The sequence below is a fragment of the Chromobacterium phragmitis genome, assembly GCF_003325475.1.
GTDB lineage: Bacteria > Pseudomonadota > Gammaproteobacteria > Burkholderiales > Chromobacteriaceae > Chromobacterium > Chromobacterium phragmitis.
Genome location: NZ_CP029495.1, coordinates 3,125,079 through 3,147,610 on the forward strand (window position 1 = coordinate 3,125,079; position 22,532 = coordinate 3,147,610).

Genomic DNA, 22,532 nt, shown 5'->3' on the forward strand with positions numbered 1-22,532 from the left:
CGCTTTAGTGTAGCCGGGCAGAGCCATCTTGCGTTTGTTCCGGGTAAAACAAAACGCCGCCCGGAAGGGCGGCGTTGCGGGGCGGGTGGGATCAGGCCTGCTTGGCGGTTTCCTGGTCGCGCAGCGCGCGGCGCAGGATCTTGCCGACATTGGTCTTGGGCAGCTCGCTGCGGAATTCCACCAGCTTGGGCACCTTGTAGCCGGTGAGGTTTTCGCGGCAGTAGCGGATGATGTCCTTGTCGGTGAGCGCCGGGTTTTTCTTCACCACGAACACCTTGACCACCTCGCCGGACTTGTCGTCAGGCACGCCGATGCAAGCCACTTCCAGCACGTCGGGGTGGCCGGCCACCACGTCTTCGATCTCGTTGGGATAGACGTTGAAGCCGGAGACCAGGATCATGTCCTTCTTGCGGTCCACCAGCTTGACGAAGCCTTCCGGAGTCAACATGGCCATGTCGCCGGTGGCGAGGAAGCCGTCGGCGCCCAGCACCTTGTCGGTTTCGTCCGGACGGTTCCAGTAGCCGCGCATCACTTGCGGGCCGCGGATGCACAGCTCGCCCTGTTCGCCCTGGGCGACCGGCTTGCCTTCGGCGTCGCGGATTTCGATCTCGGTGGAGGGGACCGGCAGGCCGATGGTGCCGTTGTATTCCTTCAGATCCATAGGGTTGATGCAGGCGGCCGGGCTGGTTTCGGTCAGGCCGTAGGCTTCGGCCAGCGTCACGCCGGTGACGGACTTCCATTTGTCGGCCACCGCCTTTTGCACCGCCATGCCGCCGCCCAGCGTCAGGCGCCAGGTGGAGAAGTTCAGCTTGGCGAACTCCGGGTGGTTCAGCAGCGCGTTGAACAGGGTGTTGACGCCGGTGATGCAGGTGATGGGATACTTGCGCAGCTCCTTGACGAAGCCGGAGATGTCGCGCGGGTTGGTGATCAGCACGTTCAGCGCGCCCAGCTCGGTGAACACCATCAGGTTCGCGGTCAGCGAGAAGATATGGTACAGCGGCAGGGCGGTGACGATCACCTCCTGGCCCTCGCGCACCAAGGTGTTCACCCAGGCGCTAGCCTGCAGCATGTTGGCGACGATGTTCTTGTGCAGCAGCACAGCGCCCTTGGCCACGCCGGTGGTGCCGCCGGTGTATTGCAGGAAAGCGATGTCTTCATGGCCCAGCGCCACCTTGTCGTAGGGCTTGGCCGCGCCGATGGACAGCGCGTCGCCGAAGCGGACATGGCCGGGGATGTGCCATGGCGGCACCATTTTCTTGACCTTGCGCACCACGAAGTTCACCAGCGCGCCCTTGAGGAAACCAAGCAGCTCGCCGATGGAGGCGACCACCACGTTCTTCACCTGGGTGCGCGGCAGCACTTGTTCCAGCACGCCGGCGAAGTTCTCCAGGATGACGATGGTTTCGGCGCCGGAGTCCTTCAACTGATGCTCCAGTTCGCGCGGGGTGTACAGCGGGTTGACGTTGACCACCACGCCGCCGGCGCGCAGCGTGCCGAACACGGCGATCGGGTATTGCAGCAGATTGGGCATCATGATGGCGACGCGGTCGCCTTTCTTCACGCCCAGCCTATGCTGCAGGAAGGAGGCGAAGCGGCCGCTGAGCGCGTCCAGCTCGGCATAGCTGAGCACCTTGTCCATGCAGGCCATCGCTGGCCGGGAGCTGAATTTCTTGACGCTGCGGTCGAACACCTCGGTTACCGACTGGAACTGGTTGATGTCGATCTCGTGGGCGACGCCGGGCTGGTAGTTTTTGAGCCACACCTTATCCATAAATCCGGGTTTCTCCGTCGTGCGGGTTTTAGCGAGCTTCGTCGCGGGATGTCGCGGCGACTGGTCTTGCGAGCCGCTATTTAATAGTTGTTGTTGATGGCCGTGCGGCCATTGCGATCAAACCGGGGTTTGATCCGCGGTAATGTACCGTAACTGAAATCGTCTCGCAAAAGTTGTCTGGCATAGCGCGCCAAGGCGTGCGGAGGATCCGGCCGAACCGGTTTTCTTTTTTGCGGAAATAGGTTACAATCGCAGCGGTTAGGGATGGGCGTTTCGCCCATTTTTTATTTGTGGAAAAAGCAATGGATGTTCGTTTGCTGCTGGAAAACACCCTGCCGGGTCTGGGCTATGAGCTGGTCGATTTCGAAATGACCCCTGGTGGCGGTTTCCGCGTGTTTATCGACAAGCCCGGTGGCATCACCGTGGAAGACTGCGTGCTGGTGAGCAATCACTTCACGCGGCTGTTCATGGTCGAAAACGTGGATTACGAGCGTTTGGAAGTGTCTTCGCCGGGCTTGGACCGCCCGCTGAAGAAAGAGGCCGATTTTGTCCGCTTCTCCGGTCAGCTCGCCAAGATCAAGACGCGGATGCCGATCGAGCAGCAGAAGAAATTTACCGGTCGTCTTGCCGGGGTCGAGAACGACTCCGTGAAGCTGGATGTGGATGGCCGCATCGTGGAGATTCCGTTCGCCAACATCGACAAGGCTCGTCTCGAGCCTGAGTTTTGATGTCTGGACGGCTTTAGCCCACGCTAAAGGACAAAATTCGGAGAGGAATGCATGAGTCGCGAGATTTTGTTGCTGGTGGATGCCCTGGCGAGCGAGAAGAATGTCAGCAAGGACGTGGTTTTCTCCGCCCTTGAGATGGCGCTTGCCTCGGCGACCAAAAAGAAGTTTACCGATGATGAGATGGATGTGCGCGTCGAAATCGATCGCCACACCGGCCAGTACCAGACCTTTCGCCGCTGGACGGTGGTGGAAGACGCGCTTGTCGAGAGCGATAGCAAGGAGCTCGGCCTGATCGACGCGCGCGACCGCGATCCGCGCATCGAACTGGGCGCGGTCATCGAGGAGCCGATGGAGGCTGTCGAGTTCGGCCGCATCGGCGCGCAGACCGCCAAGCAGGTGATTCTGCAGCGCATCCGCGACGCGGAGCGCGAGCAGTTGCTGAATGAATTCCTGCAGCGCCGCGAGCATCTGGTGATCGGCACCATCAAGCGCATCGAACGCGGCAACGCGATCGTGGAGTGCGGCAAGCTGGAAGCCGTGCTGCCGCGCGATCAGATGATTCCTAAGGAAAACCTGCGCGTGGGCGACCGCGTGAAGGCGTATTTGCTGCGCATCGATCGCCAGGGCCGCGGCCCGCAGCTGATCCTGTCTCGCACGGCGCCGGAATTCCTGGTCAAGCTGTTCGAGCTGGAAGTGCCCGAGATCGAGGAAGGCATGCTGGAGATTCGCGCCGCCGTGCGCGACGCCGGCATGCGGGCCAAGATCGCGGTCAAGGCCAACGATGCCCGCATCGACCCGCAAGGCACCTGCATCGGCATGCGCGGCTCCCGCGTCCAGGCCGTGACCCAGGAACTGGCGGGCGAGCGCGTCGACATCGTGCTGTGGGCGCCGGAACCGGCTCAGTTCGTGATCAACGCGCTGTCGCCGGCCGAGGTGAGTCGCATCATGGTGGACGAAGACAATCACAGCATGGACGTGATCGTCGAGGAAGAGCAGTTGGCGCTGGCCATCGGTCGCAGCGGGCAGAACGTCAAGCTCGCCGCCGAGCTGACCGGTTGGTACTTGAACATCATGACTGTGACCGAGGCCGAGGAGAAGCACCAGGCCGAGGACGCGGCGCTGCGCCAGTTGTTCGTCACCGCGCTGAGCGTGGATGAAGAGACCGCCGCCAAGCTGGTGAACGAAGGCTTCGCCGCGCTGGAAGAAGTGGCCTACGTGCCGCTGGAAGAAATGCTGGAAATCGAAGGCTTCAACGAGGAGCTGGTGGGCGAGCTGCGCAGCCGCGCCCGTGATGCGCTCCTGACGCAGGCCATCGCGTCCGAAGAGCAGGTCGAGAACGTATCCGACGACTTGAAGGACATGGAAGGCCTGGATGCCGAGCTGGTTCGCAAGCTGGCCGCCGGCGGCGTGAACACCCGCGACGATCTGGCCGACCTGGCCGTTGACGATCTGGTGGACATGACCGGCATGGAAGCGGAAGCTGCACGCGCCATCATCATGAAGGCGCGCGAACACTGGTTCAACCAGTAAGGCTTTCTCGGGAAGTATTTACGGAATTTGGGAAGACGCATGGTTTTGACGAATGTAAAACAATTTGCCAGCGAGATGAATCTCACGCCGGAACGCCTGCTGGAGCAGCTGAGCGCCGCGGGTGTGAGCAAGCGCTCGCCGGATGACACCCTGTCGGCACAAGACAAGTCCCAGCTCCTGGACTACCTGAAACGCTCGCATGGCGCGCGCGAGGACAGCGGCATCACGCTGACCCGCAAGTCCACCTCCGAGGTGAAGAAGGCCGATGGCAGCACCGTGACCGTGGAAACCCGCAAGAAGCGCGTGGTGGCGCGTCCGGACGACGCGCCGCGCGCTGAGGCGGCCAAGCCGGCCGAGGCGGCCCCTGTCGCCGCGCCGGTGGAGGCTAAGCCGGAACCGAAGCCGGAGCCCAAGGTAGAAGCCAAGCCGGAACCGAAAGTGGAGGCCAAGCCTGAGCCGAAACCGGAGCCGAAGGTGGAAGCCAAGCCGGAACCGAAGCTCGAGCCGAAGCCGGCCGCCGCCCCGGCGCCGCGCACGGTCGCCTCCATCCTGTCGCCGGAAGAAATCGCCGCGCGCGAGGCTGAGGAAAAGCGCCAGGCCGCGTTCCGCGCCCGTCAGGAAGCGCTGATGCGCGAAAAGATCGAGCGCGAAGAGCGTCGCCAGGCCGCCAAGCTGGCGGCCTCGCAACCGGCTCCCGCGCCGGCGCCGGCTCCCGCGGCCGAACCCAAGCGCGACGAGCGTCGCAGCGACGACCGCCGCGGCGCGCCGAACGGCGATCGCGGTCCGCGCCCGGCTGGCGCCGGCGATCGCGGCCCGCGTCCGGCTGGCGCCGGCGACCGTGGTCCGCGTCCGGCTGGCGATCGTGGCCCGCGTCCGGCTGGCGCCGGCGACCGCGGTCCGCGTCCGGCAGGCGACCGTGGCCCGCGTCCCGCAGGCGACAATCGCGGTCCGCGTCCGGCTCCGGCCGCGGCGGCTCCGTCGCAACCGTCGTCTCCGGCTCCGGGCGGCAGCCGTCCGGGCAAGGGCAAGAAGGGCGGCGAGCGCAGCTGGGACGACAACAAGAAGGGCGGCCGCGGTCTGAAGACCAAGGGCGGCGACGCCGGCAGCGACTGGAAGTCGCGCGGCGGCAAGGGCCGCAATAAGCAGAACAACCAACACGCTTTCCAGGCGCCGACCGAGCCCATCGTGCATGAGGTTCTGGTGCCGGAAACCATCACCGTGGCCGAACTGGCCCACAAGATGGCGGTGAAGGCGGTTGAAGTGATCAAGACCCTGATGAAGATGGGCATGATGGTCACCATCAACCAGGTGCTGGATCAGGAAACCGCGTTGATCGTGGTCGAAGAAATGGGCCACATCGGCAAGGCCGCGCAGGCGGACGATCCGGAAGCCTATCTGGACGTGACCGGCGGCGAGACCGTGGAAGTGGTCGAGCAGTCGCGTTCCCCGGTGGTGACCGTGATGGGCCACGTCGACCACGGCAAGACCTCGCTGCTGGACTACATCCGCCGCGCCAAGGTCGCCGCGGGCGAAGCCGGCGGCATTACCCAGCACATCGGCGCCTACCACGTGGAAACCCCGCGCGGCATGATCACCTTCCTGGATACCCCGGGTCACGAAGCGTTTACCGCGATGCGTGCCCGCGGCGCCAAGGCCACCGACATCGTGGTGCTGGTGGTGGCGGCCGATGACGGCGTGATGCCGCAGACGATCGAAGCGATCCACCACGCCAAGGCCGCCAAGGTGCCGATGGTGGTGGCGGTGAACAAGATCGACAAGCAGGGCGCTAACGTCGAGCGCATCCGCCAGGAGCTGGTGGCGCATGAAGTGGTGCCGGAAGATTGGGGCGGCGACACCCAGTTCGTCGAAGTGTCGGCCAAGATGGGCCTGAACATCGACGCGCTGCTGGAAGCCATCCTGCTGCAAGCCGAAGTGCTGGAGCTGAAGGCTCCGGTCGACAGCCTGGCCAAGGGCATCATCGTCGAGGCCCGCCTCGACAAGGGCCGCGGTCCGGTCGCCACGCTGCTGGTTCAGTCCGGCACCCTGAAGAAGGGCGACGTGGTGCTGGCAGGCACCGCCTTCGGCCGCGTCCGCGCCATGATGGACGAAAACGGCAAGGCCATCGATTCGGCCGGTCCGGCCATTCCGGTGGAGATCCTGGGTCTGTCCGACGTGCCGCAAGCCGGTGAAGACGCGATGGCTCTGGCCGACGAGAAGAAGGCGCGCGAAATCGCCTTGTTCCGCGCCGGCAAGTTCCGCGACGTGCGTCTGGCCAAGCAGCAGGCAGCCAAGCTGGAGAACATGTTCGCCCAGATGTCGGAAGGCGAGGTGCAAACCCTGTCCATCATCATCAAGGCCGACGTGCAAGGTTCGTACGAAGCGCTGGCCGGCAGCCTGCAGAAGCTGTCCACCGAAGAAGTTCGCGTGGCCATCCTGCACTCTGGCGTGGGCGGCATCAGCGAATCCGACGTCAACCTGGCGATCGCCTCCAAGGCCATCGTGATCGGCTTCAACACCCGAGCCGACGCGGCGGCGCGCAAGCTGGCGGAAAACGAAGGTGTCGACATCCGTTACTACAACATCATTTACGATGCGGTGGACGAGGTGAAGGCCGCGCTGTCCGGCATGCTGGCGCCGGAGAAGAAGGAACAGGTGCTGGGCACCGTCGAGATCCGTCAGGTGATCACGGTTTCCAAGGTGGGCAACATCGCGGGTTGCATGGTGACCGACGGCATGATCAAGCGCTCCGCTTCGATCCGTCTGATCCGCAACCACGTGGTGATCCACACCGGCGAACTGGAATCGCTGAAGCGCTTCAAGGACGACGTGAAGGAAGTGAAGCAAGGCTACGAGTGCGGCCTGATGCTGAAGAACTTCAACGACATCCAGGAAGGCGACCAGCTGGAAGCGTTCGAGATCGTGGAAGTCGCGCGTTCCCTGTAATCGGGACGCCAGGGGCGGGTGTCGCGTCGGCCGAAAGGCCGGCGGGCGCTCGCCCTTTTTCATATTCGCCGCGACGCCCGTCCAAGCGCATGCTCCAGCGTGCGTTTGGACGGGTCCCGCGGCTTTGCGGCCGGAAGGGCCGCGTTAGAACAGAACTGGAAGTGAAATGGCCAAAGCCAAAAAAGGTTTTTCCCGCTCGGACCGCGTGTCTGAGCAGATCCAGCGCGAGCTGGCCGAGCTGACCCGCAAGGGCCTGAAAGACCCGCGCGCGGGCTGGATCACCATCACCTCGGTGGAAGTGACGCGCGATTACTCGCACGCCAAGGTGTACTACACGGTGATGGTGGACTCCACCCGCGAAGCCACCCAGGAGGCGCTGGACAGCTCCGCCGGCTATCTGCGCAACGAGTTGGGCCGCGCGATCAAGATGTTCAGCATGCCGCAGCTGCATTTCGTCTATGACGATTCGGTCGAGCGCGGCATGCACCTCACCAGCTTGATCAACCAGGTAGCGCGCGAGGACGCCGAGAAGTTCGGCGACCTGGCAGAGGGCGATGCCGGCCAGGAAGAGGGCAAGGCCGAATGAGCAAGCCGCGCAGCAACCGCCGCCCCATCGATGGCGTGCTGCTGATCGACAAGCCTTACGACATTTCCAGCAACAACGCGCTGCAAAAGGCGCGCTGGTTGCTGAACGCCGCCAAGGCCGGCCACACCGGCGTGCTGGACCCGTTGGCCACCGGCCTGTTGCCGGTGTGTCTGGGCGAAGCCACCAAGTTTTCGTCCTATCTCTTGGACGCGGACAAGGGCTACCGCGCCACGGTGAAGTTCGGCGTGGTGACGACGACGGGCGATGTGGAGGGCGAGGTGGTATCCGAGCGGCCCGTCAGCTTCAGCCGCGAAGAGCTGGAAGCCGCGCTGGAGCGCTTCCGCGGCGAAATCCGCCAGGTGCCGCCGATGTATTCGGCGCTGAAGCATCAGGGCAAGCCGCTGTACGAATATGCGCGGGCCGGCATCGAGGTGCCGCGCGAGGCGCGCCAGGTCACCATTCGCCAGCTGGAATTGCTGTCGTTCGACGGCGTATCGGCCGAGATCGACGTGCTATGCACCAAGGGCACCTATATCAGAACCTTGGCCTCCGATGTGGGCGAGGCGCTGGGCTGCGGCGCGCATCTGACCGCGCTGCGCCGCACCGCCACCGGCGGTTTCAGCCTGCAGCAATCGCATGGCTTGGCCGATCTGGAGCAGTTGGAGATGCCGGCGCGAGAGGCCTTGCTGATGCCGGCCGACGTGTTGGTGATGCATTTCCCGCAACTGGAGCTGCCGGAAGGCGAGATCGGCAAGTTTCTGCACGGACAGCCCGTGCGTTTTGAGCAAAAGTGTGAGAAAATGCAGCGCTTCCGGGTTTACGAGCAATCGTCCCGGAAATTCGTGGGGCTGGGCGAGGCGCGCGGCGATGGCCGCCTGCATCCGATCCGGCTCCTGGCGAACCAGGCCTCGGCCTGATTCGCGAACTACCGGAGTGTGGAATGGGTTGGGCTTTCCGGCTCGCCGCACTTGTCGGGTTTTCAAACCCCCTACTGAAATGGAGTAATCCAAATGGCAATGACCGCCGCTCAAAAAGCAGAAATCGTTAAAGGCTTCCAACGCGCTGAAGGCGACACTGGTTCGTCCGAAGTTCAAGTGGCCCTGCTGACCGCACGCATCAACGACCTGACCCCCCACTTCAAGGCCAACACCAAGGACCACCACAGCCGTCGTGGCCTGCTGAAGCTGGTTAGCCGTCGTCGCCGTCTGCTGGACTACCTGAAGCGCACCGACGCTGATAGCTACCGCGCGCTGATCACCCGTCTGGGCCTGCGCAAGTAATCGGTATCCGGTTTTGAAAAAGTCGCAGCTCGCTGCGACTTTTTCACACCGACAGCTGTGCGAGTAAAATTGTCGTAACAACGGGGGGAGCCTCTACAAATTCCGATCTTTCATCCGGTCAGAATTTTTAGGGGTTCCCGTTGTTTTATCCGGCTCGCGCATTTCCAACATTGAACCAAAGATAGGGAAACCCTCGTGTTCAACAAGATCACTAAAACCTTCCAGTTCGGCCGTCAGACCGTCACCCTGGAAACCGGCGAAATCGCCCGCCAGGCATCCGGCTCCGTAGTCGTATCCGTGGACGACACCGTCGTCATGGTCAGCGTGGTTGGCGGCAAGAACGTCAAGCCGGGCCAGGACTTCTTCCCGCTGACCGTGGACTACCTGGAGCGCACCTACGCCGCCGGCAAGATCCCGGGCGGCTTCTTCAAGCGCGAAGGCAAGCAGTCCGAGAAGGAAGTGCTGACCAGCCGCCTGATCGACCGTCCGATCCGTCCGCTGTTCCCGGAAGGCTTCTATCATGACGTGCAAATCGTCGCCACCGTGCTGTCGCTGAATCCGGAAGTGGATTCGGACATCCCGGCGATGATCGGCGCCTCCGCCGCCCTGGCCATCTCCGGCCTGCCGTTCGCCGGCCCGATCGGCGCCGCCCGCGTCGGCTACGCCAACGGCGAATACATCCTGAACCCGACCAAGACCGAACTGCAAACCTCGCAGATGGACCTGGTCGTCGCCGGCACCCAGCGCGCCGTGCTGATGGTGGAATCGGAAGCCAAGGAACTGCCGGAAGCCGTGATGCTGGGCGCCGTGGTGTTCGGCCACGAGCAAATGCAAGCCGCCATCCAGGCCATCAACGAACTGGCCGACGAAGTGAACCCGGTGATGTTCGACTGGGCCGCTCCGGTCGCCAACGAAGAGCTGATCGCGCAGATCCGCGGCATCGCCGGCGAGAAGCTGGCCGAAGCCTTCCGCCTGCGCCAGAAGCAAGCCCGCACCGTCGCCATCAACGAAGCTTGGGACGCTGTCAAGACCGGCCTGATCAACGAAGACACCGACACCCTGAAGGCCAACGAGATCAAGGGCATCTTCAAGGGCCTGGAAGCTGAAATCGTCCGCGGCCAGATCCTGGCCGGCGAAGCGCGCATCGACGGCCGCGACACCCGCACCGTGCGCCCGATCAGCATCCGCAACAACGTGCTGCCGCGCACCCACGGCTCCGCCCTGTTCACCCGCGGCGAAACCCAGGCCATGGTGGTGACCACGCTGGGCACCAAGCAAGACGAGCAGATCATCGACGCGCTGGCCGGCGAGTACACCGAACGCTTCATGCTGCACTACAACTTCCCGCCGTACTCCACCGGCGAAGCCGGCCGCATGGGCCCGCCGAAGCGCCGCGAAATCGGCCACGGCCGCCTGGCCAAGCGCGCCCTGGTGGCGGTGCTGCCGCCGGAAGACGAATTCGGCTACTCCATGCGCGTGGTGTCCGAGATCACTGAATCCAACGGCTCCTCGTCGATGGCTTCCGTATGCGGCGGCTGCTTGTCGCTGCTGTCCGCCGGCGTGCCGCTGAAGGCCCACGTGGCCGGCATCGCCATGGGTCTGATCCTGGAAGGCAACCGCTTCGCCGTGCTGACCGACATCCTGGGCGATGAAGATCACCTGGGCGACATGGACTTCAAGGTGGCCGGCACCGCAGGCGGCATCACCGCGCTGCAGATGGACATCAAGATCCAGGGCATCACCAAGGAAATCATGCAGGTTGCGCTGGAGCAGGCCAAGGAAGGCCGTCTGCACATCCTGGGCCTGATGAAGGAAGCCGTGGACGGCCCGCAAGAGCTGTCCGCCCACGCTCCGCGCCTGTACGTGATGAAGATCAATCCGGAGAAGATCCGCGAAGTGATCGGCAAGGGCGGCGAAACCATCCGCTCCATCACCAAGGACACCGGCTGCGAGATCAACATCGAGGAAGACGGCACCATCACCATCGCTTCGGTGAGCAACGAGGGCGCGGAAGCGGCCAAGAAGCGTATCGAAGAGATCACCGTTGAAGTGGAAGTGGGCAAGGTGTACGAAGGCACCGTGGTCAAGATCCTCGACAACAACGTCGGCGCCATCGTCTCCATCCTGCCGGGCAAGGACGGTCTGGTTCACATCTCGCAGATCGCCAATGAGCGCATCAAGAATGTGTCCGACCACCTGAAGGAAGGCCAAGTGGTGAAGGTCAAGGCCATCGAAATGGACGACCGCGGCCGCATCCGCCTGTCCATCAAGGCCCTGCTGGAAGAAGAAGCGAAAACCGCCCAGGCGACCGCTGAATCCTTCGGCCTGAAGGCGCAGTAATCCGCTTGCCGTCATCTCGTTCGCGGGGTGGCATGCAAGAAAACAACCCCGCTTCGGCGGGGTTTTTTTGCGCCATTAGCTTGGCTATATGGCCAAGTATGATTTTCTTGGTCAACTCACGTGCGAAGCTTGCTTATGCTGATTGAGACAGACTACGCTATGGACGGGTGAAAGTTTTCCAAAGGAGGCATTCTGGTGAACGATGCGCATATTGCAGCCCTTATTGGCGGAGGGACGGGTATTTTAGGCGTGTTGCTTAGACCCGCTAACAAAACCTATATTTTGCGCAGTGGCGCACATGGAAGATCAGCAACTTACAAGCGACCGCCTGAGGTTTTGTTAGCCACTCTTAATAATATCTGTATCGCAGTTAAGGAGGGGTGGAGCAATCGCAGGAAGGAAAAACGAGAGAGATCATATTTGTCGATATTGGTGGTTTCACATTTGGATCGTTTTGCGAATGGATGTTTGAGCGTGGCCTTCGATGATGGCACTGCATATGGTCGACCTGCAGGTGCTGATGGCTGCCATGAAGTCACTGTGAGGGCGCCAAATTTTCTTCCTCTCGAAATAGAGGTTGAATGGAAAGTTCTGCCGGAAAGTTTGATGTTCGATATCCTTCAAATTCCAGATAAACATGCAAGTATCGAAAATAGGCTTGACGGAATATTGGAGTTCGATGGTCCACCGGACTATGGTGAGTTTTTTTGGGCGAGACAGCGTGATTATGCGGAATTAGGACTTCATGTTTCAGCAGTTGCCAAGAGGTTGAGAAAGCATGCAGGAATGCCCCTTCGAGATGATTTGAGTGGAGAGCTTAGCCGAGATAGTCTCATGCAGCAGGTTATCAATAAGATTGATGAGGAGAGAGCAGCTTATGAAAAACGTATGGCAACTTCAAGTTTGAACTGACTACCTGTTTGGTGATGATTTGTGAGTTGTGGCAGATTTGTTTTTTGCTGTGTCAGAGATTTTTTCGGGTTGTTTTGACTAGCTGTCACTATGAATTTTAATGGCATTTTCGCGGGGGCGTGGAAATGTTAATGATGTGGCGATCCGCGCGTCATGGATGTTATGGAGGATGTGTGTCAGCAGAGGATCTGGAAAGGGCCTGCGTCGAAGGGCGATCCTTGGCTTTTCGCATCATCATTTTCTTGCCGGGCCTGGCTCTTGCTTGCTGTTTTTACGGTTTTGTTTTTTTCGTGATCGGCATTGGATTCATGAACCCGAAATTGCCGCAATACTATGCGGTGGTTTCATTATTCGCGCAGTTTCTGCCGCTTTTGATCAGCGCGGGCAGTTTCGTGGCTTGGTTGGTCACCTTGCGTGCAAGGTGGCTGAAATGGTGTCTGCTTTGGCTGATGTTGTTGGGGGCGGGGACTTACGGTTTGCAGAGCATTCAGTCCCATCTGCCTGCTGGCCCGGACAGGGAAAAAGCGTAGCTCCAGGAGGGGGAGCGCCAGTTTAGACAGGATGGTGGTTCTGATGGTGATGGCGGGGCAGACCATGCCGAGGGGCATGATCTGCCATGAGATATTTCAAATATCCAACAGCGGCCGCAACTTGGCGCGGGCGTCGCGCAGGATGTCGGCGGTGGTGCGCCAGTCCACGCAGGGGTCGGTCACCGAGCAGCCATAGCGCAACTGGGCAAGATCGGCCGGTATCGGCTGGTTGCCGGCTTCGAGGAAACTTTCCAGCATGAAGGCGCGGATGCTGCGGTTGCCGTGGCGTATCTGGGACACCGTATCGGCCAGCACGCGCGGCTGCAGCGTGTGCTGCTTCCACGAGTTGGCATGCGCGCAGTCCACCATGATGGCCGGCGGGATGTCGTGCTTCTTCATGGCCTGTTCCGCTAGCGCGACGCTGACCGAGTCGTAGTTGGGCCGGCCGCCGCCGCCGCGCAGCACCAGGTGGCAGTGCGGGTTGCCGCGGCTGTTCACCACCGCCACCCGGCCATCCTTGCCCATGCCCAGGTAGGCGTGCGGCGCGCTGGCGGAGACGATGGCGTTGAGCGCCGCGTCCAGGGTGCCATCGGTGCTGTTTTTGAAGCCCACTGCGCTGTCCAGCGCTGATGCCAGCTCGCGGTGGATTTGCGATTCGGTGGTGCGTGCGCCTATCGCCATCCAGCTGTACAGATCGGCCAGGTATAGCGGCGACATCGGGTCCAGCGCCTCTCCGGCCAGCGGCAGGCCCAGCTCGGCGGCGGCCAAGAGGAAGCGGCGGGCGATGTGCATGCCCTCGTCCACGCAGTAGCTGTCGTCCATGTAGGGGTCATTGATCAGGCCCTTCCAGCCCACGCTGGTGCGCGGCTTTTCGAAGTAGGCGCGCATCACGATCAGCAGCGTGTCGTCCAGTTCGGCGGCCAGATCAGCCAGCCGGGCGGCGTAATCGAGTCCGGCGCGCGGGTCGTGGATGGAGCAGGGGCCTACCACCACCAGCCAGCGCGGATCGTTCCCGCTCAGCACTTTTTTCACCGCGTCGCGGCCGGCGTGGACCGAGGCGCTGGCGCGCGCGCTGGCCGGCAGGCTGCGCAATAGTTCGGCGGGGCTGGCCATTGCGCGGTAGTCTGCCTGGCTGGACGGCGGCGCGTGGCTGTGTTCGGGCGCGAGTAGGCCGTTGTGAGGCCTGGCAAGCGTTGTCATGATGTTCTCCACAGGATGATCCGCGAACGAGCCGCGGATTCAGCCCGTCGTTTGCGGCAGGGCCGGCGCGCGGCCCCGGTGTCGGCGACAGGGCGGCCGCGCGCCGACGGCGCGTCCAGCCTCTCCCTGCCGCACGCTCCGCATGTTCAGGCGGCCAGGGTGGCGCCGCCGTCCACCACGATGTCCTGCATCGTGACGTGGCCGGCCAGGTCGGAAGCCAGGTACAGCACCGCGCCGGCGACGTCGGCCGGGGTGGCCAGCTTGCCCAGCGGGATGCCCAGGCGGAACGCTTCCGGCTTGCCGGCGATGGTGCGGGCGGCGCCGCGCTCGTCCTGCCACATGCCGCGCAGCATCGGCGTGTCGGTGGAGCCGGGCGACACCACGTTGCAGCGCACGCCGTACGGCGCCAGCTCAAGCGCGGCGTTGTGGCTGAGGCTGGCCATCGCCGCCTTGGACGCGCCGTAGGCGGCCATATCGATGCGCGGCACGTGGGCGGCGTTGGAGGCGACGTTGACGATGGCCCCGGCGCGGCGCGCCTTGAAGTGCGGCATCAGCGCGCGCAGCAGGTAGAATGGTCCGCTGACGTTGACGGCCAGGCATTGCTGCCAGTCGTCGATCGACAGCGCGTCGAACGCGCCCAGGCGCAGCACGCCGGCGGCGTTGACCAGCACGTCGGGTAGCGCGTCCTCTTCGGCCAGGCGGCGGCACAACGCGGCCACGGCGTCGGCGTCGCGGATGTCCAGCGGCAGCTCGCGCAGCACGCCGCAATGGGCGGCGGGCTGTTCGAACTGCAGGTCCAGCGCCACGACGCGCGCGCCGGCCTCGACAAAACGCTTAGCCACTTCCTGGCCTATGCCCTGAGCCGCGCCGGTCACCCACACGCATTGGCCGGTGAAATCCAGTCCGACCATGATCAAGCCTCCTGCGGCAGCTTGGCCTGAATGGCGGCCCACCAGCCGTCCAGCGTCAGGTCCTGGGCCAGATCTTCAAAGCCGATTTCCAGGCCCAGCTTCTGCCATTGCGCCACCAGCTCCATCACGCGGATGGAGTCCAGGCCGTAATCCAGCAGGTTGTCGCCGCCGGCCAGGCTGTCGTCGCCGTCTTCCAGCACGGTCAGCACCTGGGCCTTCAGCCATTCGCGGGTCAGCGCGGCGTCGCCGCCGGAAACCGCCAGGTCGGACTGCGCGATCACCGCGCCGCAGCGGGTGGCCACGTAGCGCAGCGCCATCTTGTGCTCTTCCTCGCTGAAGTCCGCCACCGCGTCGCCGACCATGAAGGCCTGGATGTCGCGCATGAAGGCGTCGCAGGCGGTCATCAGGCAGCCGATATGGGCGTAGACGCCGCAGATCACCAGCTGGTCGCGGCGCCAGGCCTTCATCTTTTCCTGCAGGTCGCTGCGCTGGAAGGCGCTGTAGCGCCATTTGACCAGCACGGCGTCCTGCTCGCGCGGAGCCAACCGCGGCGTCACCGCCTGCACCGCCGGATCGGCGGTGGTGAGGCCCGGCCCCCACATGTCGTTCAGCAGCGCGCGGTCTTCCGGCTTCTGCTCGGTCGGCTGCGCGGTGTAGATCACCGGCACGCCGTGGCTGTCGGCCCAGCGGCGCAGCGCGTCCACTTTGGATACCAGTTCATTGACCAGCGCGCTGTCCTCGCCGTAGAAGGCGAGGAAGTAGCGCTGCATGTCGTGGATCAGCAGCGCGGCGCGCTGCGGCTCCACGCGCCAGGCGGTCTTGTTGGCGGGGAAGTCGGCCGCCTGCGGCAGCGGGTAGGCGTTCAGCTTGGGAATGCTCATGGTGTTCAGGCTCCAGCCGCGGCGGCCAGCATGCCGCGCAGCGCTTGTTTGTCTATTTTGCCGACGTGGGTCAGCGGCAGGGCGCTTGCCAGTTCGAAACGGTCGGGCAGCTTGTAGTCGGCCACGCCTTGCTCGCGCAGGAAGCGTCGCAGCGCCACCGACTTCAGGCCATCGCCACGCGGCACGATGAAGGCGCAGCTCTTCTCACCCAGCATCGCGTCAGGCATCGCCACCAGGGCGACCTGGGCCACGTGCGGGTGTTGCAGCAGCAGGTGTTCGATTTCCTCGGCAGCGATCTTCTCGCCGCCGCGGTTGATCTGGTCTTTCACCCGGCCGACCACGCGCAGATAGCCGCGCTCGTCGGCCACCACCACGTCGCCCGAGTAATAGAAGCCTTCGTTGTCGAATACGCGGGCGTTGTGCTCCGGCGCCAGGTAGTAGCCGCGGAAGGTGTAGGGGCCGCGGGTGGCCAGCATGCCCGGCGCGCCCGTCGGCACTGGGTGGCCGGCTTCGTCCACCACCTTCACCTCGTCGCCGTCGCTCATCGGCCGGCCCTGGCAGCCGTAGACGATGTCGTCGCCGTCGTCCAGGCGGGTGTAGTTGACCAGGCCCTCGGCCATGCCGAACACCTGTTGCAGCTTGCAGCCCAGCACTTCCGGCACCTGGCGGGCGGTGGCTTCGGCGAAGCTGGCGCCGCCGACTTGCAGCAGTTTCAGGCTCTTCAGCTGGGTCTCGCGACCGGGGGCGGCTTGCAGCCACAGCGCGACGGCCGGCGGCACCAGCGCGGCGATGTCCACCTGGTGGCGCTCCACCAGCGCGAAGCAGGCCAGCGCTTCCGGATTGGGCGCCAGCACTACCGCGCCGCCGGCGTGGAACACGCCCAGCGCGCCCGGCGAACTGAGCGGGAAGTTGTGCGGCGCCGGCAGCGCGCACAAGAAGCGGGTATGCGGGCCGAGCGCGCAGATCTCGGCGCTGCGGCGCACGCTATAGAAGTAATCGTTGTGGGTGCGCGGAATCAGTTTGGGCGTGCCGGTGCTGCCGCCGGACAGCTGGAAGAACGCCACTTCGTCGGCGGCGCTGGGGCCGGCTTGCTCCAGCAGGCCGCCGCAGTCCCGCTCCAGCACCGCTTCCAGTTCGTCGTTGGCGAACAGGCGCACGCTCAACGCAGGCGAGATGGCAGCCAGCTCGTCCGCCATCGCGTCGTCGCCGAACAGCGGGTGGCGACGGTCGGCGATCAGCAGCCTGGGCTGGATCTGGCGGGCGTAGGCCGACAGTTCCAGCTTCTGGTGGCTGAACAGCGCATTGACCGGCGCGGCGCCGATCTTGAACAGCGCGAACAGTACGATGTAGAACTCGGCGACATTGGGCAGCTGCACCAGCGCGGTGTCGTGGCGGGCCACGCCGCGCGCCAGCAGCCAGGCGGCCAGATTGCTTGAGCGGCGGTCCAGCTCGGCGTAGCTGATCTCGCGCTCGCCGCACAGCACGGCCGGCGCGTCGGGACGCTCGCGGCATTGCCGGGCCAGCATTTCGGTCATCGGCTGGTCGTTCCAGTAGCCGGCGGCGCGATAGCGCGCCGCCAGGTCGTCGGGCCAGCGGGTGAAGGCTACGCTCATGCCGCCGCCTCCTGGCCGGACAGACCGAAGGCGCCCAGCATGGTGCCCAGCTTGGCCTGGGTTTCCGCCCATTCCGATTCCGGGGTGGAGGCGGCGACGATGCCGGCGCCTGCGAACAGCCGCACGCGGGTATCGGCCACGGTGGCGCAGCGTATGGTCACCGCCCACTCGCCGTTGCCCTGCTCATCGCACCAGCCGACGATGCCGCTGAACACGCCGCGCTCGAAAGGCTCGATCTCGCGGATCAGTTGGCGGGAAGCCTGGGTGGGGAAGCCGCAGATCGCCGGCGTCGGGTGCAGGCGGCAGGCCAACTGCAGAATCGGCAGCGCCGGGTCGGCCAACACGCCGTCTATCGGCGAGCCCAGGTGCCACATGGCGCGGGTGGCCAGCAGCGTCGGCGCGGCGGGGATGTCCAGCTGGACGCAGTAAGGAGCCAGCACGGCGCGGATGTCGTCTATCACCAGGCTATGCTCGTAATGATCCTTGGCCGAGTCCAACAGGCGGGCGCTGGATTCCGCGTCGGCGGCCGGGTCGCTCTGGCGCTTGGCGGAGCCGGCCAGCGGGAAGGTGCGCACGCGCGCGCCGTCTTTTTGCAGCAGCAGCTCCGGGCTGACGCCGACCAGGTGGCCGCCGGCCGACAGCGGCAGCTGGAACTGGTAGCCGTTGGGGTTTTGCGCGCAAACCGCGTCGAACACGCCTGTCGCCGACACCGGGCGGTCGAAGTCTACCTCCAGCACGCGGGACAACACGGCCTTGCGGATCTCCCCGCCGCCGAATTGCTGGATGGCGCGGCTGACGGCGGCTTTGAATCCCTGTTCATCCGGGATGCTGCGCGCGCTGACCACTTGGCCGCAGCCATCGCCGCGGCGGGCGGCGTGCAGGCGCTCGTTGCGGTCGAAGAAGGCGTGGCGGCGGGGGATGAACAGCTCGGAGGGCTGGTCGATGTCGAAGGGGATGGCGCCCATCAGCACTGGGGCGTCGATGCCGTCGGCGCGTGCCTGGGCGAAGGCTTGCGCCACTTCGCGGCAAAAGGCGCTGTCGGGATCGAGCGCGCCGCGGGCGGGCGTCTGGATTCGGGAGTGCATGCCGCCGGCCTTGAGGCTGCGGTGGGACGACATGAAATAAAACTCGCCGTCTTCGGCGTTGCCGGACAAGGCCGACTGGGTATGCATGGCGAAGCTCCGATGATAATGATAATAATTATCGTTCAAGTTATAGTCAAAACACGCGTTTGTCAATCACGAGATGACCCTGCTCATGCGTTAGGAATAGATGAAATTCGATAAATAGCCGCAATCCGGCAGCGAAGATCGGCGATTGAATCGATTTTCAAGAGATGCGCGCCGGCGGCGGAATGGCATTGTCGCCGCCGGTCGGATGTTTTCAGTCCCGCAAGCGTTTCGCCAATTCTTCGCCGATGCGCCGCATCGGTTCCGGATCGCTCATGCCGAAGTGGTCGCAATCCAGTTCCACGCAGTCCAGCCGGCCTTGCAGATAGGGCTGCCAGTCGGCGACCTTGGGCGCGCTGTCCTGGTGCCGGCCGGCGCGGAACAGCAGCATGTCGCCCGCGTAGGCCGGCGTGCGGCTGTCGCGGAACAGCCGCATGCCGTGCAGCGAGGCTTGGCCCAGCTTTTTCAGCGCGGCGCGCCCCAGCGGGGCCAAGGGGCTGCCGGCGCGCAGCAGGCGCTGGTAGATGGCCTCGTTGTCCAGCGGCAGGCCGTCGGCGTCCGCGTCCACTTCGCCGTTGACGCTGAGCACCGTCACCAGCGCGTCATGCAGCGTCGGCTCCGGCCGGCCGTGCCAGCTGCTGGCCGGATAGCTGTCCATCAGCGCCAGCAGTTCCACTTCCTCGCCGGCCTCGGCGAGCGCGACGGCCATCGCCTGCGCCAAAGCGCCGCCCAGCGACCAGCCCAGCAGCCGGTACGGGCCATGGGGCTGGATGGCGCGCGCCCTGGCGACATAGCCGGCCACCATCGCCTCGAAGGTTGCCGGGCTGTCGCCCAGAATGCCGTCGGCCTGCAGGCCGTAGATGGCGATGTCCGGCAGATGGCGGGCCAGGCCCAGGTAGCACCAGGACAGCCCTTCGGCCGGGTGCAGGCAGAACAGCGCAGGCAGGCTGCCCGGCTGGATGGGAAGCAGCGGCGCGAACTCGCCGCCCTCGCTGGCGACCGGCGGCCGGTGGGCGGCGGGCGCGTTCAGAGCCTGTGCCAGCGCGGCGACGGTGTTGTAGCTGAACAGCGCGGAGACGGCGACCTCTCGCTTCAGCAGCCTGGCCAAGCGGTTGGCGGCCTGGATCGCTTGCAGAGATTTGCCGCCCAGCGCGAAGAAATTGTCCTGCGCGTTCTCCGGCATGCGGCCCAGCACCTGGCTCCACACTTCCATGATCTGCCGCTCCAGCGGCGTGGCCTCGGCAGCCGGGGACGCGTTGGGGGCCGGCGCGTTGTCCAGCGCGGCCAGCAGTTTGCGGTCTATCTTGCCGTTGACGTTGCGCGGAAGCTGATCCAGCCATTGCCAGCGGTCGGGAATGGCGGCGGCGGGCAGCCGTTCGGCCAGCTGGCGCCGCAGAGCGCCGGCGTCATGTTCCGCGTCTGAGGCGAGGTAGGCGGCCAGGGTGTAGCCGCCGTCGGCCAGCGGCAGGCCGATCACCGCGGCTTCGCGCACGCCGGGGCAGGCCAGCAGCGCGTTTTCCACTTCGGCGGGGTCGATGCGCAGGCCGCTGATCTTCAGCTCGTGGTCCAGCCGGCCGAGGAAGCGCAGCTGGCCGCCCTGCCAGACGGCGCGGTCGCCGGTGCGGTAGGCGCGCGGCGCGCCTGGCAGCGCGTCCAGCGCCACGAAGCGGAGGGCGGTCAGCTCGTCGCGACCCAGATAGCCGATGGCCAGCGCGTCGCCCAGCAGGCACAGCTCGCCTTCCTCGCCCTGCGCCACCGGCTGCAGGGCGGCATCGACGATGGCGGCGGCCACGCCGGGGCGCGGCAGGCCGATGGGGATGTCGTCGCCGCCGTCCCACGCCGCGTCCGGGCCGGCCAGCGCCGCGCCAGTGGCGATGATGGAGGCCTCGGTGGGGCCGTAGCTGTTGAGCAGCGTGGCATCCGGCAGCAGCTCGCGCCAGCGGCGCGCGCGTTCTGGCAGCGCGGCTTCGCCGCCGATGATGGCGAGGCGGACGCGGGACAGCCGGCCGGCCAATTCCGGCGTCAGCGCGTAAGCCAGTTCGTGCCAGAAGGCGGTGGGCAGGTCCAGCACATCAATTTTCAGCCGCGCGACGGCGTCGGCGAAGGCGGGCATCGATTCCAGCATCGCGTCGTCGCGCAGCGCCAGCGTGCCGCCATGGCATAGCGCCAGGAAGATTTCCTCGATGCTGGCGTCGAAGTGCAGCGGCGCGAACTGCAGGATGCGCTCGCCGGCCTGGATGCGGTAGAACTGGCCGGCGCTGGCGATGAAGTGCGCGAGGGCGCGGTGGCCGACCAGCACGCCGTTGGGCTTGCCGGTGGAGCCGGAGGTGTAGAGCAGGTAAGCCGGCCGTTCTGGCTCGGCGGGCCGGGGCGGCGGGCGGGGCGCGTCTTCGCTCGGCGCTTCGTCCAGGCACAGCGCCGGCGCGTCGCCGCACAGTTCGGCCCAGCGGCGGCGAGTCAGCGCCAGCCTGGGGCGGGCGTCTTCCAGCGCCATGGCCAGGCGGGCCGGCGGGCCGAGCGGATCGAGCGGGACGTAGCAGCCGCCGGCCCACAGCGTGCCGAGGATGGCGACGATGGCGTCCACAGAGCGCGGCAGCAGGATGGCGACACGGTCGCCGTCCTCCACGCCGCGGGCGCGCAGCCGGCCGGCGAGCGCGGCCGCCCTCGCGGTCAGTTCGCGATAGCTGAGCGTCTGGCCCTCGCCCTCCAGCGCGATGGCGTCGGGCTGGGCGGCCGCCTGCGCCGCCAACCGTTCCAGCGCCGGCAGCGGCGGCTGCTCAAGCGCCGGGCCGCGCAGAAGGGATAGCGGCGGCAGCTCCGGCAGCAAGGAGGCCAATGTCGTTTCCGGCGCGGCGTTGGCCAGACGGTCCAGCCAGGCGGGCAGGTCGCGCCACAGCGCGTCCAGCGCGTCTTCCGGGTAAGCGTCGGGATTGGCCTCCAGGCTGAGCCGCCACTCGGTGTTGAGCAGGCTGATGTTGATCGACAGGTCTTCCACCGGGCCGGAGCTGATCGGCCGGATGCGGCTCTCCAGCCCGTCGAAGGGCGCGCGGCGGTCGAAAGGCATCAGGTTGAGCACCGGGCCGAACAAGCGCCGGCGGCCGTCCAGCCGGCCCAGATCGCCGCGCAGCCACTCGTAGCGGTAGCGCTGATGGGGACGGATGTCGCGCAGGCCGTCTGCCGCCAGGCGGACCAGCTCGCCAAAGCCCATGCCCGTGTCCAGCCGCAGGCTGAACGGCGCGATGTTCATCGCCATGCAGGGCACGTTCAGCGCGGCGGAACCCATGCGGTTCATCACCGGCAGGCCCAGGGTGACCGCGCGCTGCCCGCCGCGCCGCGCCAGCCAGGCCGCGGCCGCGGCCGTCATCCAGGCGGCCCAGTTGACGCCGCAGGCCTTGGCCGCGCTTTGCCAGGCGTCCACTTGCTCCGGCGACAGCAGGCAGCCGGACTTGCGCGCGCCGTCGGCCAGCGCGCGCGCGGGCGCCAGCGTGGCGGCGGGGGGGAAGGCTTGCTGGCGGGCGATCCAGAACGCGCGGTCGCGTTCGCGCTGTTCGGACGCCTGATAGGCCAGGTCCTCGTCCAGCACCGGCGCCAGGTCCCAGTCCGGCGGCGCCGGCGCAGGCTGGCCGCGCAGCGCGGCGTTGTAGCGGGCGGCCACCGCCTTGGCCAGCAGGCCGTAGGCGAAGCCGTCCAGCGCGATGTGATGGGTTTGCACATACCACAGGAAATGGCGCGGCCCCAGTTGCAGCAGCGCGCTGCGGTACAGCGGATCGGCGGCCGGATTGCATGGCTGGGACAACGCGCGGCGCATCCAGGCCATGGCGGCGGCTTCGGGATCGGCCTCGCCGCTCAGATCGTGCCAGGGCAGCGGTTGCGGCGAGGCGGGCTGGGGGCGCTGCCACAGCGTTTCGCCGTCGAATTCGAAGCGCATGTTCAGCGCCGGGCAGCAGGCCAGCGTGTCGGCGGCGCAGCGGCGCAGGATGTCGGCATCCAGCGCGCCCTTGAGTTCCGTGGCTTCGGCGGTCCAGTAGCCGGGGTTGTCGGGCGCGAGTTGCTGGCCCATCCAGATGCCGTGCTGGGCATAGCTGACGGGGAGGCGCGATGGGGTGTGCTTCATGGACGATGTCTGCCTGTTTTAGGT

16 protein-coding genes are annotated in these 22,532 nt (G+C 65.4%); 9 read left to right on the top strand and 7 right to left on the bottom strand.

The window, feature by feature from the left end; translation table 11 throughout:
- Positions 1-91: 91 nt before the first annotated feature.
- Complete coding sequence (locus DK842_RS14915; RefSeq protein WP_114062151.1) at positions 92-1,771, bottom strand: long-chain-fatty-acid--CoA ligase; 1,680 nt, start codon at positions 1,769-1,771, stop codon at positions 92-94.
- A gap of 302 nt (positions 1,772-2,073) precedes the next feature.
- Here DK842_RS14915 and rimP point away from each other — a divergent pair, with 302 nt between their 5' ends.
- The 9 genes from rimP (at position 2,074) to DK842_RS14960 (ending at position 12,620) form a co-directional block, all read left to right on the top strand.
- Positions 2,074-2,499, top strand: coding sequence for a ribosome maturation factor RimP (rimP, locus tag DK842_RS14920; protein ID WP_114062152.1), 426 nt, complete (start codon positions 2,074-2,076; stop codon positions 2,497-2,499).
- 51 nt (positions 2,500-2,550) lie between these two features.
- The gene (nusA, locus tag DK842_RS14925; protein WP_114062153.1) at positions 2,551-4,029 is read left to right on the top strand and encodes a transcription termination factor NusA; all 1,479 of its coding nucleotides are present in this window, start codon (positions 2,551-2,553) and stop codon (positions 4,027-4,029) included.
- A gap of 39 nt (positions 4,030-4,068) precedes the next feature.
- Positions 4,069-6,972: a translation initiation factor IF-2 gene (gene infB, locus DK842_RS14930; RefSeq protein WP_114062154.1), complete on the top strand. Its 2,904-nt coding sequence runs from the start codon at positions 4,069-4,071 to the stop codon at positions 6,970-6,972.
- A gap of 166 nt (positions 6,973-7,138) precedes the next feature.
- Entirely contained in the window at positions 7,139-7,558 is a 420-nt protein-coding gene (gene rbfA, locus DK842_RS14935; protein WP_114062155.1) for a 30S ribosome-binding factor RbfA, read from the top strand.
- On the top strand, positions 7,555-8,475 hold the full coding sequence (gene truB, locus DK842_RS14940; protein WP_114062156.1) for a tRNA pseudouridine(55) synthase TruB: 921 nt from the start codon (positions 7,555-7,557) through the stop codon (positions 8,473-8,475). Before rbfA ends, truB begins: the two co-directional genes overlap by 4 nt.
- Before the next feature lie 93 nt (positions 8,476-8,568).
- The gene (gene rpsO / locus DK842_RS14945; RefSeq protein WP_114062157.1) at positions 8,569-8,838 is read left to right on the top strand and encodes a 30S ribosomal protein S15; all 270 of its coding nucleotides are present in this window, start codon (positions 8,569-8,571) and stop codon (positions 8,836-8,838) included.
- Positions 8,839-9,033: 195 nt separating this feature from the next.
- On the top strand, positions 9,034-11,178 hold the full coding sequence (gene pnp / locus DK842_RS14950) for a polyribonucleotide nucleotidyltransferase (RefSeq protein WP_114062158.1): 2,145 nt from the start codon (positions 9,034-9,036) through the stop codon (positions 11,176-11,178).
- A gap of 195 nt (positions 11,179-11,373) precedes the next feature.
- Entirely contained in the window at positions 11,374-12,090 is a 717-nt protein-coding gene (locus DK842_RS14955) for a hypothetical protein (RefSeq protein ID WP_198414551.1), read from the top strand.
- Between the two features lie 173 nt (positions 12,091-12,263).
- Positions 12,264-12,620: a hypothetical protein gene (locus DK842_RS14960; protein WP_145964047.1), complete on the top strand. Its 357-nt coding sequence runs from the start codon at positions 12,264-12,266 to the stop codon at positions 12,618-12,620.
- 96 nt (positions 12,621-12,716) lie between these two features.
- On the opposite strand, the gene DK842_RS14965 is transcribed toward DK842_RS14960, so the two are convergent.
- The 6 genes from DK842_RS14965 to DK842_RS14990 all read right to left on the bottom strand — a co-directional run bounded on the left by DK842_RS14965 (position 12,717) and on the right by DK842_RS14990 (position 22,508).
- Complete coding sequence (locus DK842_RS14965) at positions 12,717-13,820, bottom strand: 3-deoxy-7-phosphoheptulonate synthase (protein ID WP_198414552.1); 1,104 nt, start codon at positions 13,818-13,820, stop codon at positions 12,717-12,719.
- Positions 13,821-13,966: 146 nt separating this feature from the next.
- Positions 13,967-14,731, bottom strand: coding sequence for a 2,3-dihydro-2,3-dihydroxybenzoate dehydrogenase (dhbA, locus tag DK842_RS14970; RefSeq protein WP_114062161.1), 765 nt, complete (start codon positions 14,729-14,731; stop codon positions 13,967-13,969).
- A gap of 2 nt (positions 14,732-14,733) precedes the next feature.
- Complete coding sequence (locus tag DK842_RS14975; protein WP_114062162.1) at positions 14,734-15,612, bottom strand: isochorismatase family protein; 879 nt, start codon at positions 15,610-15,612, stop codon at positions 14,734-14,736.
- A gap of 5 nt (positions 15,613-15,617) precedes the next feature.
- Positions 15,618-17,225: a (2,3-dihydroxybenzoyl)adenylate synthase gene (locus DK842_RS14980; protein ID WP_114062163.1), complete on the bottom strand. Its 1,608-nt coding sequence runs from the start codon at positions 17,223-17,225 to the stop codon at positions 15,618-15,620.
- Positions 17,222-18,397 carry an isochorismate synthase gene (locus tag DK842_RS14985; RefSeq protein WP_114062164.1) on the bottom strand — a complete coding sequence of 392 codons (1,176 nt, stop codon included), beginning with the start codon at positions 18,395-18,397 and terminating at the stop codon, positions 17,222-17,224. Before DK842_RS14985 ends, DK842_RS14980 begins: the two co-directional genes overlap by 4 nt.
- A gap of 211 nt (positions 18,398-18,608) precedes the next feature.
- Positions 18,609-22,508 carry a non-ribosomal peptide synthetase gene (locus tag DK842_RS14990; protein ID WP_114062165.1) on the bottom strand — a complete coding sequence of 1,300 codons (3,900 nt, stop codon included), beginning with the start codon at positions 22,506-22,508 and terminating at the stop codon, positions 18,609-18,611.
- Between the last annotated feature and the right edge of the window lie 24 nt (positions 22,509-22,532).

What these genes read in the sequence shown, in the direction of transcription:
- DK842_RS14915 (WP_114062151.1), bottom strand. Translation starts at nt 1,771, where the DNA reads ATGGATAAGGTGTGGCTCAAAAACTACCAGCCCGGCGTCGCCCACGAG.
- rimP (WP_114062152.1), top strand. Translation starts at nt 2,074, where the DNA reads ATGGATGTTCGTTTGCTGCTGGAAAACACCCTGCCGGGTCTGGGCTAT.
- nusA (WP_114062153.1), top strand. Translation starts at nt 2,551, where the DNA reads ATGAGTCGCGAGATTTTGTTGCTGGTGGATGCCCTGGCGAGCGAGAAG.
- infB (WP_114062154.1), top strand. Translation starts at nt 4,069, where the DNA reads ATGGTTTTGACGAATGTAAAACAATTTGCCAGCGAGATGAATCTCACG.
- rbfA (WP_114062155.1), top strand. Translation starts at nt 7,139, where the DNA reads ATGGCCAAAGCCAAAAAAGGTTTTTCCCGCTCGGACCGCGTGTCTGAG.
- truB (WP_114062156.1), top strand. Translation starts at nt 7,555, where the DNA reads ATGAGCAAGCCGCGCAGCAACCGCCGCCCCATCGATGGCGTGCTGCTG.
- rpsO (WP_114062157.1), top strand. Translation starts at nt 8,569, where the DNA reads ATGGCAATGACCGCCGCTCAAAAAGCAGAAATCGTTAAAGGCTTCCAA.
- DK842_RS14965 (WP_198414552.1), bottom strand. Translation starts at nt 13,820, where the DNA reads ATGACAACGCTTGCCAGGCCTCACAACGGCCTACTCGCGCCCGAACAC.
- dhbA (WP_114062161.1), bottom strand. Translation starts at nt 14,731, where the DNA reads ATGGTCGGACTGGATTTCACCGGCCAATGCGTGTGGGTGACCGGCGCG.
- DK842_RS14975 (WP_114062162.1), bottom strand. Translation starts at nt 15,612, where the DNA reads ATGAGCATTCCCAAGCTGAACGCCTACCCGCTGCCGCAGGCGGCCGAC.
- DK842_RS14980 (WP_114062163.1), bottom strand. Translation starts at nt 17,225, where the DNA reads ATGAGCGTAGCCTTCACCCGCTGGCCCGACGACCTGGCGGCGCGCTAT.
- DK842_RS14985 (WP_114062164.1), bottom strand. Translation starts at nt 18,397, where the DNA reads ATGCATACCCAGTCGGCCTTGTCCGGCAACGCCGAAGACGGCGAGTTT.
- DK842_RS14990 (WP_114062165.1), bottom strand. Translation starts at nt 22,508, where the DNA reads ATGAAGCACACCCCATCGCGCCTCCCCGTCAGCTATGCCCAGCACGGC.